Annotated in this window: 17 protein-coding genes; 5 read left to right on the forward strand and 12 right to left on the reverse strand. The window is 35.9% G+C overall.

The window, feature by feature from the left end; translation table 11 throughout:
• Positions 1–43: 43 nt before the first annotated feature.
• A complete protein-coding gene (locus tag PMI13_RS02910; protein WP_238536267.1) occupies positions 44–1,018 on the reverse strand; it encodes an SPFH domain-containing protein in 975 nt (324 codons plus the stop codon).
• A 524-nt stretch (positions 1,019–1,542) separates the two neighbouring features.
• Complete coding sequence (locus PMI13_RS02915) at positions 1,543–2,220, reverse strand: NUDIX hydrolase (RefSeq protein ID WP_007840503.1); 678 nt, start codon at positions 2,218–2,220, stop codon at positions 1,543–1,545.
• Between the two features lie 133 nt (positions 2,221–2,353).
• Here PMI13_RS02915 and PMI13_RS02920 point away from each other — a divergent pair, with 133 nt between their 5' ends.
• Positions 2,354–2,998 carry a DUF1579 domain-containing protein gene (locus tag PMI13_RS02920; protein WP_007840505.1) on the forward strand — a complete coding sequence of 215 codons (645 nt, stop codon included), beginning with the start codon at positions 2,354–2,356 and terminating at the stop codon, positions 2,996–2,998.
• Positions 2,999–3,162: 164 nt separating this feature from the next.
• Here PMI13_RS02920 and PMI13_RS21290 read toward each other — a convergent pair whose 3' ends face one another.
• From PMI13_RS21290 to PMI13_RS02945, 5 genes are all read right to left on the reverse strand, one after another.
• A complete protein-coding gene (locus PMI13_RS21290) occupies positions 3,163–3,327 on the reverse strand; it encodes a hypothetical protein (protein ID WP_156104452.1) in 165 nt (54 codons plus the stop codon).
• A gap of 77 nt (positions 3,328–3,404) precedes the next feature.
• The gene (gene lepA / locus PMI13_RS02930; protein ID WP_007840509.1) at positions 3,405–5,201 is read right to left on the reverse strand and encodes a translation elongation factor 4; all 1,797 of its coding nucleotides are present in this window, start codon (positions 5,199–5,201) and stop codon (positions 3,405–3,407) included.
• 169 nt (positions 5,202–5,370) lie between these two features.
• Positions 5,371–5,880, reverse strand: a complete 510-nt coding sequence (locus PMI13_RS02935) for a hypothetical protein (RefSeq protein WP_007840511.1) — start codon at positions 5,878–5,880, stop codon at positions 5,371–5,373.
• 7 nt (positions 5,881–5,887) lie between these two features.
• A complete protein-coding gene (locus PMI13_RS02940) occupies positions 5,888–6,325 on the reverse strand; it encodes a hypothetical protein (RefSeq protein WP_238536268.1) in 438 nt (145 codons plus the stop codon).
• A gap of 103 nt (positions 6,326–6,428) precedes the next feature.
• Positions 6,429–6,980, reverse strand: a complete 552-nt coding sequence (locus tag PMI13_RS02945; protein ID WP_007840516.1) for an RNA polymerase sigma factor — start codon at positions 6,978–6,980, stop codon at positions 6,429–6,431.
• Positions 6,981–7,148: 168 nt separating this feature from the next.
• On the opposite strand from PMI13_RS02945, the gene PMI13_RS02950 reads away from it, so the two are divergent.
• The 4 genes from PMI13_RS02950 (at position 7,149) to porW (ending at position 11,636) form a co-directional block, all read left to right on the forward strand.
• A complete protein-coding gene (locus PMI13_RS02950) occupies positions 7,149–7,898 on the forward strand; it encodes a Rossmann-like and DUF2520 domain-containing protein (RefSeq protein WP_007840520.1) in 750 nt (249 codons plus the stop codon).
• Positions 7,888–8,406 (forward strand): KdsC family phosphatase, encoded by a 519-nt coding sequence (locus PMI13_RS02955; protein WP_007840522.1) that lies wholly within the window; start codon positions 7,888–7,890, stop codon positions 8,404–8,406. The genes PMI13_RS02950 and PMI13_RS02955 overlap by 11 nt, the downstream gene beginning before the upstream one ends.
• A gap of 9 nt (positions 8,407–8,415) precedes the next feature.
• The gene (locus tag PMI13_RS02960) at positions 8,416–8,970 is read left to right on the forward strand and encodes a Maf family protein (RefSeq protein ID WP_007840524.1); all 555 of its coding nucleotides are present in this window, start codon (positions 8,416–8,418) and stop codon (positions 8,968–8,970) included.
• A gap of 86 nt (positions 8,971–9,056) precedes the next feature.
• On the forward strand, positions 9,057–11,636 hold the full coding sequence (gene porW / locus PMI13_RS02965) for a type IX secretion system periplasmic lipoprotein PorW/SprE (RefSeq protein WP_007840526.1): 2,580 nt from the start codon (positions 9,057–9,059) through the stop codon (positions 11,634–11,636).
• A gap of 73 nt (positions 11,637–11,709) precedes the next feature.
• Here the strand turns inward: porW and tsaB are convergent, their stop codons facing one another.
• The 5 genes from tsaB to PMI13_RS02990 form a co-directional block, all read right to left on the reverse strand.
• Positions 11,710–12,381 carry a tRNA (adenosine(37)-N6)-threonylcarbamoyltransferase complex dimerization subunit type 1 TsaB gene (gene tsaB, locus PMI13_RS02970; RefSeq protein WP_007840529.1) on the reverse strand — a complete coding sequence of 224 codons (672 nt, stop codon included), beginning with the start codon at positions 12,379–12,381 and terminating at the stop codon, positions 11,710–11,712.
• A 68-nt stretch (positions 12,382–12,449) separates the two neighbouring features.
• Positions 12,450–13,199 (reverse strand): SDR family NAD(P)-dependent oxidoreductase, encoded by a 750-nt coding sequence (locus PMI13_RS02975; RefSeq protein ID WP_007840530.1) that lies wholly within the window; start codon positions 13,197–13,199, stop codon positions 12,450–12,452.
• A 97-nt stretch (positions 13,200–13,296) separates the two neighbouring features.
• Entirely contained in the window at positions 13,297–13,668 is a 372-nt protein-coding gene (locus PMI13_RS02980; protein ID WP_007840531.1) for a YraN family protein, read from the reverse strand.
• 10 nt (positions 13,669–13,678) lie between these two features.
• The gene (locus PMI13_RS02985) at positions 13,679–14,608 is read right to left on the reverse strand and encodes a S66 peptidase family protein (RefSeq protein ID WP_007840532.1); all 930 of its coding nucleotides are present in this window, start codon (positions 14,606–14,608) and stop codon (positions 13,679–13,681) included.
• Entirely contained in the window at positions 14,605–15,291 is a 687-nt protein-coding gene (locus PMI13_RS02990) for a LysE family translocator (protein ID WP_007840533.1), read from the reverse strand. Before PMI13_RS02990 ends, PMI13_RS02985 begins: the two co-directional genes overlap by 4 nt.
• Positions 15,292–15,373 lie beyond the last annotated feature (82 nt).

Raw genomic sequence — 15,373 nt, forward strand, 5'->3', positions numbered from 1 at the left:
AAGTATTAATGATTTAAGAAATTAAATATTTCATTTTTACATTCTATTCTTGTTTTAAAAGATTCTCCAGCAGATCCGGGCTGATATTCAGGTTTCCGATTTTACCTGCATTTTCGGCCAGTTCCCGGAAAGCAAGGGCAATATTTGATCTGGCATCCTGGTTTCCGCTTAGGGCACTTAATACTTTCCAATCCATTTCTTTGTAAGGTTTTAAGGAAACTTCCAGCACATACCCCTGTGTCTCTGCTTCTTTCCTGTCATTTTCCGTTTTCTGCCCAATCAGTTGCTTTCTCTGGTTTTCAACAGAAATATCTGCAGCAATTTTCATTTCTCTCAAAATTCTGTTGTTTTCTTCCTGCTGAACTTCAGTTTCCATTCTTTTTTCTTCGATCTGCTTTTGCTTTTCTTCAACAGCAATTTCCGTATTCAGTTCAGATTCCTTGATTTTTCTTTCCTGCTCCACAGCAAAATTTCTTCTTTCATAAATCGCTTCATCAGCTTGTTGCTGCAGTTTTTCACGAGTTTCGGTTTCTAATGCTCTTGCCATTTCCGGAGTTGTCTGAACAGCCAGAATATTGGCTCCCAAAATTTCAATTCCCATGGTTTGAATTGCTTCTGAAGCCATTAATCCCTTAAGAATGTTTTCTTCAATATTTTTTGCAGAACGGATGGCTTCTTTAAGATTCAACTCATGAATAAAAGAGGATGTGGAAGTCTGCGCGAGATTGATAATTCTCTGGTTCAGTTTTTCAATATCATTTTTTTTATAAACCCCACTTTCATTCACTGTGAAATCCAATGTATTTGAAAGCGCTTTCGGATCAGTAATTTTATAGCTTATCTGTCCCTGGATTTTTACGGTCTGATAATCAAAAGTGTTTTCATTGAAAATAAACGGCAGGTCGTTACTTCCCATTGGGATAGCAGCAATGGAGCTGTTCGGAGCAAAATAAAAGAATGATAAACCTCTTCCTTCTCTTACAATATTTCCATTTTTAAAATGAAGAACGTAAGTCATTGAATCAAATTTGATGTGTCTGAAACCAAACATAGCTTTAAGTTTTAAAATTATTATTTGTGTTATATTTACGCTAATTAGAAATTACATAGTTTTATTCAATATATTCTTCATATTCTGCCTGGAATAAAAAATTCATGAATTAAGAATATCCGTAGATGTAAATCTATTTTTTCAAAATCAGCTATTCTATTATTGCGTTATTTTTACACAAATTTAAAAGAATATAAACCAATCAGCCAAATTTATTTGCGTTTATTTTACACTAAAATATTTAAATAATTGATTATCAGCAATAAAAATATCATATACTCTTTTTACAACAATGGAGCAATGTAACTATTCAATTAGGTTTCGGCCAAAGCCAATGAAATATCTATCAATTAAAAGACGGACTAAAGCCCTTTTCTATCGATATCAATTTGTGCCGCTTATTTTGTTTAAAATACCTCTGTTATCTTGTTTTAGGTCTACAATATCCGTGGTTATTATTATAAAAATATTTGTAAAATTTGCGTTTAAAACTATTTAATCTCAAAATAAAACCCCTGTTCTTCAAGCTCCTTATATTTTTCCTGATTGAAAGTAAAAAGCTTGCCGGGTCTTCCACTACCCTCTTTTTTTACATTATTGGTTTCGTTAAGAAGTCCGTAACTCATCATTTTTTTACGGAAATTTCTACGGTCAATTTCCTGTCCGATAATTGTTTTGTATAAATTTTCAAGGTCTGAAAAAGGGAATTCTTCATTAAGGAGGTTAAAGCCGATCGGATGGTATTGAATTTTGGTCCGGAGCCTTTTCAAAGCAGTATCTATGATCTTATCATGATCGAAAGCTAATTTAGGAAGTTTATTAACGCTGAACCACCGGGCATCTTCTGCATCGGAATCAGCAAAAAGCTCATGGTAGGATGGATTTACCAACCCTAAATAAGCCACAGAAACCACTCTGTTCCGGGGATCACGGCCGACGTTACCGAATGTATAGAGTTGCTCCAGAAAATCGGGTTTTATGCCTGCTTCTTCACACAGTTCCCTTTTTACCGCATCATCAAGATTTTCATCATCTAAAACCAAACCTCCCGGTAAAGCCCAGCCGCCTTTAAAAGGGTCTATTTTCCTTTTAATTAAAAGAATCTGAAGGTCTTTTTTATCAAAGTATCCGAAGATAACGGCATCTACCGCAACTTTTATATTTTGCATAATTAATTTGCGTTATGAATACACAAAATTACGATTTTGGATTAAAACTAAAGCAATAAAAAATATAATTTATTCCCAATTAAAAATTCATACCTTTATATTAACATTATAACCCACTTAAAATTAAAACATTATGAAAAATTTAATCATCACATTATGCATGGCCATATTATGTATAGCCTGCGAGAAAGGAAAAACAGACACCGGTAAAGATTCCGGAAAAACAGATTCCGCAGCTGCCGATTCCGCATGGAAACCCATAGATTCCGCAACAGCTACAAAAGCCTGGATGGCTTATGCCACACCGGGAGATATGCAAAAAATGTTGACAAAATATGACGGAACCTGGACCGGCCAAACCACAATGTGGATGGAAGAAGGAGGCAAACCGGTCGTAAGCCAGTCTGAATGTACCAATAAAATGATTTTTGACGGCCGTTATCAGGTAAGCAATCATAAAGGAAATTTTATGGGAATGCCTTTTGAAGGAATGAATATACTAGGCTACGATAATGCCAAGAAAAAATTTGTAAGCACATGGATTGATAATATGGGAACCGGAATTATGTCTGCCGCAGGAGATTGGATCCCTTCGAAAAAAACTATAGAATTCAAAGGTAAAATGACTGATCCAAGCAGGCCCGGTAAAGACTGTGATGTAAGAGAAGTTTATACTTTTGTGGACGACAATAATCATACCCTGGAAATGTACGGCCCGGACTGGAAAACCGGAAAAGAAATGAAAACGATGGAGATAAAATTTGTCCGTAAGAAATAAAATGAAAACTGCTTAATGAGTTTTTTTATGGTGAAATCACTATACATAAATGGTGTTTTTACTTACTGATAATCTGAATATTAGCTTCAATTTTGGTATTGCAGGGATAAGCTGAAAACCTTAAAGAGTAGGCAAAACCAATTTATACCATCATGAAAGCATTATTAAGAACCATCATCGTCATCATTATCATTATTGGCGGGGTAATTATTATTATCGTAGGCAAAAAGCCATTTCCGGAACCGGAATGTATCGTATGTGGATTTAACCTGATTAGAATACTGGGAATTGCTGAAGTCGTCCTCGGCCTGGGCGCCCTGGTAATTCAAGGGAATTTAATTGAGAAACAAAGAAATCTCTGAAATAAAAAGACCGGCAGAATTGATCTGCCGGTCTTTTTTTATTCTTAATCGTTTAGCTTTAAAACTGCCATGAACGCTGACTGTGGGACTTCTACCCTGCCAATCTGTTTCATTTTTTTCTTTCCTTCTTTCTGCTTCTCCAAAAGCTTTCTTTTTCTGGAAATATCTCCACCGTAACATTTTGCAGTAACATCTTTTCTTAATGCTTTGATCGTTTCTCTTGCAATAACTTTTGTACCCAAGGCTGCCTGAACGGCAATATCAAACTGCTGTCTCGGGATCAGCTCACGAAGCTTTTCACACATTTTTTTACCGATATGGTACGCATTACTGTCGTGAATTAATGAAGAAAGGGCATCCACCATATCCCCGTTGATCAGGATATCCATTTTTACGAGCTTGGAGGCCCTGAATCCTATCGGATGGTAGTCGAATGAAGCATATCCTTTGGAAATGGACTTCAATCTGTCATAGAAGTCGAAAACAACTTCCGCCAGAGGCATATTAAAAACCAATTCAACTCTTTCAGATGTTAAATAACTTTGGTTTACAATTTCACCCCGCTTTTCAATACACAGAGTCATTACAGCTCCCACAAAGTCGGATTTTGTAATGATAGAGGCTTTAATGAATGGTTCTTCCACTCTATCCATTGTTGACGGATCCATCATTTCAGACGGGTTGTTGATCAAAATCGGAACTTCTGGTTCTTTCTTGGTATACCCGAAATAAGAAACGTTCGGTACCGTCGTGATCACGTTCATATTAAACTCTCTGTCGAGACGCTCCTGAACAATTTCCATGTGAAGCATTCCCAGGAATCCGCATCGGAAACCGAAACCTAAAGCTGCTGAACTTTCAGGTTCAAAAACCAGAGAAGCATCATTCAGCCTTAATTTCTCCAAAGAGAATCTTAATTCTTCAAAATCTTCAGAATCAATAGGATAAATACCTGCGAAAACCATTGGCTTTACTTCTTCAAATCCTTCAATCGGACCCGATGCCGGTTTTTCAAATGAGGTAATGGTATCTCCTACTTTTACTTCACGTGCATCTTTAATTCCGGAAACCAGATATCCTACATCTCCGCATTCAACCGTCTTTTTCGGAACCTGTTTCAGTTTTAAGGTTCCTACTTCGTCTGCTCCGTATTCTTTCCCTGTAGCGAAGAATTTAATTTTTTCATTTTTGGAAATACTTCCGTTCACTACTTTGAAATAAGCTTCAATTCCTCTGAAAGGATTATAAACAGAGTCAAAGATCAAAGCCTGAAGCGGCGCATCCGGATCTCCCACCGGCGCCGGGATTCTTTCAACAATCTGCTCCAGTAAATGGTGAACACCTTCGCCTGTTTTCCCGGAAACCCTTAATACATCTTCGTATTCACAACCAATCAGATTCATAATCTCATCGGTTACTTCTTCTGGGTTTGCAGACGGTAGGTCTATTTTATTAAGGATCGGAATGATCGTTAAATCATTTTCCAATGCCAGATACAAATTACTAATAGTTTGTGCCTGAATACTCTGCGCAGCATCAACAATAAGAAGAGCTCCTTCACATGCTGCAATTGATCTGGAAACCTCGTAAGAGAAATCTACGTGTCCCGGTGTATCAATCAGGTTTAAAATATATTTTTCCCCTTTATATTCATAATCCATCTGGATAGCGTGAGACTTGATGGTAATCCCCCGTTCTTTTTCCAGATCCATATCATCCAGCGTCTGAGACTGAAGTTCTCTTTGGGTTACCGTATTGGTATACTCCAGGAGACGATCCGCCAAAGTACTTTTACCGTGGTCGATATGAGCGATTATGCAAAAATTTCGTATGTTTTTCATTTAAGAACCTTGTAATTTGCAAAGATAAAAAAAAGCGAGACAATTCCTCTCTCTTAATTTTATCCCTGTGAAATTAATTTTAATTCGGTCTTTTCAACATCTATTGAAAATTAAACGACTCTCACAAAAAAGATTTGTAAGAGTCGTCCAACATTAAAAAAATAAACTATTATGGGTTTTCTTTAGGTCTTACCATCCCGTTTTTGTCATGAGGTTTTCTTTCACTCATTTTATCTCTCATCATTCCTTCTGACTGAAAAAGTTTTAAAACCTTCTGGCAAGGTATTACCTGCTGCATTTTATCAGCGTATTTTTTTCTATTATCAAGTAATTTTTGTCCCACTTCAAAGCTTTGCTGAAGTTTTGCCTTTGCTTCATCATCAGATAATGTCTCAGGATTAAAATTTGAATTAAACTGGCTCTTTATCTGTTTCTGGTTTTCAATGTACTCATTGTAAAGAGCTGTAAATTCTGCTTTATCACCCGGATCAATATTCAGATTATCCATTATCATATTATTCCTGAACTTTGTAAGAAGGGCTTTTCTTTCTTCCGGAGAAAGATTATTTATTACCTCTTTTCTTTGTTTAGGATCCATTTTTTTCCAATCATAATCCGTTTTTTGAGCATTCAACCCAAAACCATAAATAATAAGAAGTGTAAATAATATCTTTTTCATCTTTCTTTTAATTATATAAATCCAAATAAATATCCTGAGTAGAATTATTTGCCAATTCTGCAATTTCAGAATTAGAAAAAGAGTCAAGGTATTCTGTCATTTGGGCTTCAGTTTGTTTTGAAACAGTTTTAGCTGTTTGTGGCGCTTTTATATCTTCTGTTTCATTTTGTTTAACACTAATATTATCTTTCTGATTAACAACTATTTGATTATTATTTTCAACAGAAGTTAAATCAGATTTCAAAGTTTCGTAAGCTTTCTCGCTTTCACTTTTCGGAGCCGGATTATTCTGAGTATAAGTTCCTGTAGTAACCGGATTGTTCGCTGAATCATTATAATTCAGCACAAAAGTAATTCCAAAAATCAAAGCTAATGAAGCAGCGGCAGCATAAACCCAATTGAGTTTAAAGATAGGAGCTTTTTTGTCTACTTTTACTTCATTCATTACTTTTTCCTGAATATTTTCAAACAAATTATCAGGTACTTTGTAAATATTTTTACGTTCTAGTTTTTCAATATCGAACTCTTTCATCTGTTGTTTTTCAAAATTATCTCTCGTAATTTTCTTTTAAATATTCTTCTATTTTCTGTTTGGCATAATGATAATTTGTTTTCAGAGTCCCTACCGACATATCAACAATTTTTGATATTTCTTCATAGGGCAGATCATCATAATACCGCATCATAAAAACCAGTTTCTGCTTTTCAGGCAGGCTTTGTATTGCATTCTGTAATAGTAATTGTATTTCATCTGCATCACCTTCCACATTGTCAGCTACAAGATTCTGCATATAATATTCAGGATCTTCATCAGTTTTCTGCATTTTTTTTAGTTTATTGATCTGCTGTAATGCTTCGTTGGTAGCAATCCTGTACAGCCATGTGTACAATTGGCTATCATTTTTGAACTGGTGAAAATTCTGATATGCTTTAATAAATGTCTCCTGCAAAGTATCCTGAGCAAGGTCTCCATCTACAATGATTCTTCTTATATGCCAATACAATCTACTTTGATAAGCATCCATCAACGCACGAACTCCCTTTTCCTGAGTTCGTGGGCTTTGCATCAACGCAATAATCTCCGCGTCCTTAATCTTCATAAGATGCTTTCATTGTTTTGGATTACAAAAATAGTTGAAAGTTAAATTACTTCTTCAATTTTTAGTCCAAATATTAAAAAATAACGATTATAGTGTTTAAGAATAAGCTCCGGGTTTACAGTTTCCGGCTTTCTTTCCGGACTCATCGTAAAATCTTATCTTTGTTATATGCAAGTTGTAATTATCGGTTCCGGAAATGTTGCCTCCCATATGGCAAAAGCCTTTGTTCTGAACGGCATTCCTTTAATCCAGGTTTTTGGAAGAAATTCTGAAGAATTAAAGAAAATAGCTGAAGAGCTGAATGTTCCTTACTCAACGGAGCATCTGGCGGAAGCGGATGTATATTTTATCTGTGTAAGTGATAATTCGATAGAAGATGTTTCTAAACTCATCACAAAAAAAGATGGTCTGGTTGCCCATACTTCAGGCTCACTTCCTAAAGAAATTCTGGTAGGAGAGTACAGAAAATCAAGCTTTTATCCGTTACAGACTTTTTCAAAATCAAAGGCTTTAGACTATAAAAAGATTCCTTTTTTCATAGAAGCTGAGAATGAAGCCGATAAGGAATTGCTTTTTGAACTGGCGAATAAAGTTTCAGAAAACGTAATGGAAAGTAGTCATGAAAAGAGAAAATACATTCATCTTACGGCTGTTTTTGCCTGTAATTTTGTAAATCATCTTTTTTCTAAGGCGAAGGAGATCTCAGACTCTCAGAAAATTCCGTTTGATTATTTTTTACCGCTAATTGATGAAACCGTTCAGAAAATCCATGAGATTGAACCTAAACTGGCACAAACCGGGCCTGCTGTGAGGAATGACGTCAGGGTTCTCCAACTTCATGAGCAGTTATTAAAAGATGAAAGTCTTGAAATTTATAAAACAATGAATCATTCTATTAAAAAAATGTATGAGCTATAAAGAGAAATTAAAAGATATAAAAGCATTTGTATTTGATGTAGACGGTGTTTTCACTGATGGAAGTGTGTATCTGATGCCCGGTGGAAATATGTCCCGGGTGATGAATGTTCTGGACGGATATGCTGTTGTTAAAGCTTTAAAAAGCAATTATTTAATAGGAGTAATTACCGGCGGAAATGATGAAATGGTAAAACACAGGATCAATTATCTCGGAATTCAGGACTATTATCCGAAATCTCATGATAAGATGGCAGATTATGAAGATTTTAAAAAGAAGTATAATCTTCAAAATGATGAGATTTTAACGATGGGTGATGATCTTCCGGACTTACATATCATGGAAAACTCAGCCGTTGCAACCTGTCCGGAAAATGCCGTTCCGGAAATAAAAGGAATTGCCGATTATATTTCTCCTAAGCAGGGTGGAAGCGGAGCAGTGCGTGATGTGATTGAACAGGTGATGAAGGTTCAGGGAAACTGGCACGATGATAATACCCAATCTGTATAATTCATTGGTATGAAATTATTATTGGCATCACAATCTCCAAGAAGAAAAGAATTGCTTTCCGGATTAGGATTCAATTTTGAAGTTGTAAAAACAGACTGTGAAGAAATCATTCCTGAAGAGGTCAAAACAGAAGAGGTAGCAGCTTATCTTTCCAAATTAAAAGCAGATACATTCAGAAATCTTATTGATGAAGAAGTTTTACTGACTGCTGATACCGTTGTTGTATTTGATCATAAAATCCTTGGAAAGCCGAAGGACGAAGCTGATGCAAAAAGTATGTTGCAGCTGTTATCAGGAAGAACTCATCAGGTTTACACCGGAATTACTATAAAAACGAAAGATAAAAGCTTTACGGAAACCGATGTTGCCGATGTAGAGCTTGATAAAATTTCAGATGAGGAAATAGTTTATTATATTCAGAACTTTAAGCCTTTTGACAAAGCCGGCAGCTATGGTATCCAGGAATGGATCGGGATGGCCAAAATCAGAAAAATGACGGGCAGCTTTTACACGATCATGGGGCTTCCTACTCATTTGGTTTACAAAATTTTGAGCGAAATATAAATATTTTCAATATAAAATTTTATTATTTTTACAAAATCATCAAACTACTTAATAATAAAAAGTAGATTAGCGAGTTATATTGAATAATGAAAAAGAATATTTTTTTTCTTTTGGCAGCATGTTTTGTTGTTTCCTGTGCCACTAAAACCAAGAGGCCGGAGCAGCGGTCAAAGTTTCTAAAAGGATTTAACACCTATTATAACACTCTTTTTAATGCAAAAGACGCATTAAACAGTGAGTTTACGAGTAGGGATAAAGCTCATAAAGACAATTTTTATGCGCCCTACATCCCTATTCTTACATACGAAGATCAGCCTTTGGGAAGTGATCTCGGACAATCTACCGCGTTTGCAGAAAATTCTATGAAAATGGCAGATGTCGGCAGAACTTCATCTCCTCTTTCTGATAAAGCTAATGGAGGTAAACCTAATATGCCGCCCGGAATTCCGGGAAATCCCGGTAATGCTTTCGGTAAGGCTGCTGATGACCAGACACCGGAAACAAAAGGAGCTACTACACTTGAAATTGCTGAAGCCAAAGCTCTGAAAGCAATTAATAAATATTCCGTCATCAGAAACGGGGAGGAAAAGAATAAGCAGATCTTTGATGCCTATATGATTCTTGCACAGGCAAGAATTTACCAGAATAAATCGTTGGGAGCCCTTGATGCCTTAAATTATGTTTTCACCCATATGAAGGACGATAAAAGAATTCCTTTAGCAAGGATTTACCAGGCAGTAGCTTACAGTCAACGAAAAGATTATCATAAAGCTCAGGAAGTTTTCAGTAAGCTTAAAGGAGAAAAAATGAATAAGGATTATGAAAAACTTTTAAGCATTTATAATTCTGAAACACTTCTGGATGCAGGGAAAAAAGAAGAATCTGTGAAAGAGCTTGACCGTGCTTTTGAATTAAACAGCAACAGAAAATTGAAAAGCAGAATTGCATTTTTAAGAGGCCAGATTTTAGAGGAACTTGGACAAAATGAAAAAGCAAGAGAAAGTTTTTTAGCAGCCTATAAATATGCCAATGATTTTGAATTTGAAGTTAAATCCCAGATAGAAATCGCTAAAACTTTCAACGGAAAAGGGGATTATAACGGTGCTAAGGATTATCTTGAAAAGATCAGTAACAAAGGAACTTATACTTCGAGAAAGAATGAGTTTTACTATGCTTTAGGTTTAATGGCCAATAAAGCAGGAAAAAAAGACGAAGCCCAGCAATTCTTCAGAAAGTCCCTTACAGAAAAGGTTTCCGATCCGCAGATCCGTGGCCTTGCTTTTTATGAAATAGGGAAGAGCTACCTGGATAAGAATGATTATATCGGTGCCGGAACCTATTATGATTCTGCCCTTGCCGTGATGACCTATGAACCATCTAAGGTTCTCTTAAAGGATCAGTCTGCCAATATTAAGAAGATCTCAAAAAACTATTATTTAATCAAGAAAAATGACAGTATCCTTGCTTTGGCAAAAATGGATAATGCACAAAGAACCGACTATTTTACCAAACATATTGCGAAATTAAAAGCAAAAGAAGAGAAGGAAGAACTGGAAAGAAAACGTGCGGAAAGAAATAAAGGTTTTGATACCGGCGATTACAATTCCACCTCTCTTTTTGCTAACAGCTCCAATTCTTTTGAAGATTTCGGAACGACACCGAAAGGCTTTTATTTCAGCAATACAGGAACAGTAAGCAAAGGAACTTCATCGTTTAAACAAACCTGGGGTGAAAGGGCTTTAAGTGACAACTGGCGTTATTCGAAGAAAATGAGCTCTATCGAAGACATGAAGAATGAAGCATTGGGAGTAACTTCAGCACCTAATCCAAGACGTTTTGAAGCAGCTTATTATATTGAACAGATCCCAACTGATGCCGGCAAATTAGGCCAGCTGAAAAAAGACAGGGATACTGCTTCTCTAGGTTTGGGAATTATGTATCAGAATTATTTTACCAATACCCCCTTAGCTACAAAAACATTGTATGACCTTGTAGATGTGAAACCTGAAGAAAAAGTAATGCTACAGGCATTGTATGAGATTTTTGCCATGAATTATGAGAAAAACCCACAGGCCGCAGACAGGGCAAAACAGATCTTACTGACGGATTATCCTTATACTTCTTATGCAGAATTTGCCAGAAATCCCAAAAACAATTCTTTCGTAAAATCTTCTGCAGATGTTGAAAATGACTACAAAACAGCCTATGCCTTATTTGAATCGGAGAAATTTGAGGAGAGTAAAGGTGTTATAGATCAGGCTATCCAGAAAAATCCTAAAGATGCCCTTGTTCCTAAATTATATCTGCTTAATGCATTTAATGCAGGAAAATCGAGTGGGAAAGAGGTTATGATTTTACAGCTGGAACAAATTGCTTTAAATTATTCCAAAACCCCGGAAGGTTTAAAAGCCAAGGAAATGCTGAACTATCTGAAAAGTGATCTGGCTTTTCAGGCAACGGATAATAAAGGAAATGTAGTTCCTCAGAATCCCGGAGCCCCTGTACAGCAGCCAGTACAACAAACAGTCCAGCAAAGTAATACCATTCCGGCAAATCCAAATAATCCTGTCCCTAATCAAAATAATACCAGTGGGCAGATGATGAACAATAAACAGAAAAAAGCACCACCACCAAATCCCAATTCGGTTCCGGTAAAGTCTCAATAAAATAAAAAAGCGAAGAATAATCTTCGCTTTTTTGCGTGTCACTTATTTTGTCATATAGAATCTTCCGATTTCTTTATTTCTTTCTCTTTACTCCATGGAAATCTTTCAGATAAAAAGGCTCGAAATAAGCAATATCTTCAAACTCTTTATTTCTGATTTTCTCAATTGTTTTTTTAATCAGATACTGTGCGGAAGGGTAGACCTCTTCGTTAAACTCAGCATTAGGAAGCTGCAGGATCTCTTTTGCTTTTTTGGCTCCGTCACCTACAAAAATGATTTTCTTGTCTTTAAGCTCTTCAAAAGAATTTTCATCTAAAATCTTGGCTTCGGTCGCAGAGATTTCTTTCCCTGTTTCACCATCATAAACAGCTGTATAAACCTCCATTCTCCTTGCATCTACTAAAGATATTATAAAATCATAATTTTGCTTTAGAAAGGGCTCTATCATCGTTTCCAGAGAATTTACTGCCACTAACGGAATCTTTAATCCATAGCAGAATCCTTTTGCAGAAGCTGCTCCTATCCTTAATCCCGTATACGAACCAGGGCCTTTTCCCAGTGAAACTGCTTCAATATCTTTGATAGAAATTCCGGCTCCTTCCAGTGCCCATTCTACGAAAGTATGCAGGCTTTCAGACTGTTTATAGTTGTCGGAAACCTCTTCGCTAAGGCACAGAAGCTTTTCATTATCGGAAATAGCAACCGAACAGTTTTTGGAAGATGTTTCGAGGTATAAAATTTTCATTTTTTCAATTTAAACTAATTGGCAAAAATTGCCTGAATATTTTGCAAATTTAATCCAATATTTCCAGACTATTTCCGGTAGATCGTTCTGGGTTCGCTCTGAGCACTTGGATAAATCGTCATATCTGAAACGGTAACATGTTTCGGGGCATTCACACAATAAGCGATCGCATCTGCAATATCTTCTGCCTTTAATGCCTCATAACCTGCATAAACCGTAGCCGCTCTTTCATTATCTCCTTTAAATCTGACCAGAGAAAAATCTGTTTCCACAGCTCCGGGTTGAATATTAGTCACTCTGACCCCAAATTCTGTCAGTTCAAGACGCATTCCCTCGGAAATAACATCTACTGCTTTTTTAGTGGCACAATATACAACCCCATTTATATAGGTTTGCCTTGCTGCAACAGAACTGATATTGATGATATGTCCGGCATTTCTTTTTTTCATTCCCGGAATAATCGTTTTGGACACATATAAAAGTCCTTTTACATTCCCGTCGATCATAGAGTCCCAATCTTCGGTATTTCCTGCTAAAAGAGGCTCCAAACCATGTGCATTTCCGGCATTATTAATTAAAACATCAATATTTTTCCATGTTTCAGGAAGAGAATTGATAGCATTTTCAACTTCTTCGAGATTTCTTACATCAAATTTCAGGATGAATATTTCTGCAAAGGCTGACCATTCTGTTTTTAATGATTCCAGAACTTCTGCTCTTCTTCCGCAGATAATGATTCTGTTTCCCTGCCTGGCAAGAAGCTCCGCAGTAGCTTTTCCTATTCCGGATGTAGCTCCGGTTACTAATACTGTTTTCATAAGTAAATGTGAAATTTCAATTAATATAACAATGTAAAAGTATAGCAATGTAACAGTGAATTGATAAACTGGTAGACTGATATATTGTTACATTCAATTAATTAGCGTCAAATGCTTCAAAAGCATCGATAATATGTTCAATTGTTAAATTTCCTTTCGGGTCGGGAAGTACTGAGATAATGTCAAATCTCGCTTCATTGTTTTTATTGAATTGCTGCAAATAATGATTGGCCGCAGAAACAATCAGTTTTATTTTACTTTTTGTAACGGCTTCATGGGGTAGAATAAAAGCATCAGTAGACCGTGCTTTTACTTCGGTTATAATAATCAGGCTGCCTTTTTCGGCAATAATATCAATTTCAGCTTTTTGAAAACGGAAATTCCTGACTAAAATCCTATAACCGTTCTTCTGCAAATACTCAACCGCTGCATCTTCAGCTTTTTTTCCGAAATCGTTGTGGGTTGCCATTTAAATTCTTTTAAAATCTAATTTCAACTTTTTCTTTAACATTCATCTTTACATTTCCGCCAATGATTAACGGCCTGTTGTCTTTAATATGTCCGTTTGGAAAACCAAAAACTACAGGGAATTTATATTTTGAAACTTTTTCATAAATCAGCCGGTAGGCAAATTCATCAAAACTTTCTTCGTACTGCTTATTGTCTTTTTCATCACCCATATTAGTCATTCCACCAACAATTAAACCTTTTATCCTTGTAAAAATTCCGGCTAATTCCAGGCTCATCATCATCCGATCCAGAGCATAAAAGTTTTCGCCAATATCTTCGATGAATAAAATTTTATCTTTAAAATCAAATGAATATTTTGTCCCTAAAAGCGCATAGATAAGGGCTAAATTCCCTCCAATCAGTTCTCCTTCAGTATTTCCCTTCTTGTTTAACTGATGAGATTTCAGGCTATATTCCGGCCTTTTCCCTTTCAGAATATCAAAAATAAGCTCATAGCTTTCTTTCGTCACTCCAAAACTTGAGGTTTTAACGGTCTGCCCATGAATGGAAGCAAAGCCTTTTTTCAATAAATAACTCTGAATAACCGTATTGTCGGAATAGCCGATATACCATTTTGGCTTTTGTGTAAAGTTTTTAAGTTTCAGATGCTGAACCAAATGCTGGCATCCGTATCCGCCCCTGGAAGCCCAGATTGCAGAAATATCCTGGTCATTCAAAGCCCAGTTGATATCTTTTATTCTTTGTTCTTCAGTTCCTGCGTAATTATATCCGTTTGAAAATTTAGTATAAAGATGTTCCCCAAGAACAGGTTCAAAGCCTTTACTTTTAATCATCTCTATTCCTTTTTCAAGTTGAGATGTTTCTACCGCTCCTGCAGGTGAAATAACAGCTATTTTATCTCCTTTTTTAAGGGATTCCGGAAATATATTTTTTTTCATTTGCTTTTTTGAAATTTTACTTCGGTTTTTTCTGCTTCTTCTAACCGCTTGTCAAACTGATTGAATTTTTTAAAGCTCTGTAAAAAGATAAAGAAGCTGAAAACGATAAGGATCCCGCCAACGATTCTTCTTATTTTATTGGCTAATTTTTGTGTTAATTTATCATGAAATTGTTTCGCCAGGAATATTTTTGCAAGATCAATGCACAGATAGGTTCCGATTACCAGACCAATATAGAGTATAAAATTACTGGTATCCGGATACTGGTTTCTTACTGAAATTACGGTAACCAACCAGAAAAGGATAACCCCAACATTCAGCAGATTAAAGAAAAAACCATTGATAAAAGTTTTGAAGTAATTTTGATTGATAATTTTCTCTTCACCCGGCATATGCATTTTGGTCTTTGTTACCATCATTACAATTCCATATACAAAGATAAGGATAGAAGTAATCCTGTAAAATCCCGGATGCTTATCTATCAGATTGACTAAATCTGCACTGGCATAATAGGCTGCAATAATGCATAACAAATCTGCTGTAATCACTCCTACATCTAAGGCCAGAGCATGTCTGGGGCCCCTTGAAAAGCTTGTTTCTATTAACAGGAAAAATATTGGGCCGATAAAAACTAGACTCAACATGAATCCTAATATAACAGCTGAAAGTACAAGTTCAAACATTTAAAATTTGTTTCTCACCCAAATTTAAAAATTATATTTCTATTAGCATATAAAATCCTCCTCTTTTAGATTCTGAACAGCA

The sequence above is a fragment of the Chryseobacterium populi genome (assembly GCF_000282115.1).
GTDB classification, from domain to species: domain Bacteria; phylum Bacteroidota; class Bacteroidia; order Flavobacteriales; family Weeksellaceae; genus Chryseobacterium; species Chryseobacterium populi.

Coding starts and splice junctions, on each gene's coding strand:
- PMI13_RS02990 (WP_007840533.1), bottom strand. CDS start 15,291: ATGTTTGAACTTGTACTTTCAGCTGTTATATTAGGATTCATGTTGAGT.
- PMI13_RS02975 (WP_007840530.1), bottom strand. CDS start 13,199: ATGAAAACAGTATTAGTAACCGGAGCTACATCCGGAATAGGAAAAGCT.
- PMI13_RS02980 (WP_007840531.1), bottom strand. CDS start 13,668: ATGGCAACCCACAACGATTTCGGAAAAAAAGCTGAAGATGCAGCGGTT.
- PMI13_RS02950 (WP_007840520.1), top strand. CDS start 7,149: ATGCAAGTTGTAATTATCGGTTCCGGAAATGTTGCCTCCCATATGGCA.
- PMI13_RS02920 (WP_007840505.1), top strand. CDS start 2,354: ATGAAAAATTTAATCATCACATTATGCATGGCCATATTATGTATAGCC.
- PMI13_RS02940 (WP_238536268.1), bottom strand. CDS start 6,325: ATGAATGAAGTAAAAGTAGACAAAAAAGCTCCTATCTTTAAACTCAAT.
- PMI13_RS02915 (WP_007840503.1), bottom strand. CDS start 2,220: ATGCAAAATATAAAAGTTGCGGTAGATGCCGTTATCTTCGGATACTTT.
- PMI13_RS02945 (WP_007840516.1), bottom strand. CDS start 6,980: ATGAAGATTAAGGACGCGGAGATTATTGCGTTGATGCAAAGCCCACGA.
- PMI13_RS02955 (WP_007840522.1), top strand. CDS start 7,888: ATGAGCTATAAAGAGAAATTAAAAGATATAAAAGCATTTGTATTTGAT.
- PMI13_RS02910 (WP_238536267.1), bottom strand. CDS start 1,018: ATGACTTACGTTCTTCATTTTAAAAATGGAAATATTGTAAGAGAAGGA.
- PMI13_RS02985 (WP_007840532.1), bottom strand. CDS start 14,608: ATGAAAAAAAATATATTTCCGGAATCCCTTAAAAAAGGAGATAAAATA.
- PMI13_RS02935 (WP_007840511.1), bottom strand. CDS start 5,880: ATGAAAAAGATATTATTTACACTTCTTATTATTTATGGTTTTGGGTTG.
- porW (WP_007840526.1), top strand. CDS start 9,057: ATGAAAAAGAATATTTTTTTTCTTTTGGCAGCATGTTTTGTTGTTTCC.
- PMI13_RS02960 (WP_007840524.1), top strand. CDS start 8,416: ATGAAATTATTATTGGCATCACAATCTCCAAGAAGAAAAGAATTGCTT.
- lepA (WP_007840509.1), bottom strand. CDS start 5,201: ATGAAAAACATACGAAATTTTTGCATAATCGCTCATATCGACCACGGT.
- tsaB (WP_007840529.1), bottom strand. CDS start 12,381: ATGAAAATTTTATACCTCGAAACATCTTCCAAAAACTGTTCGGTTGCT.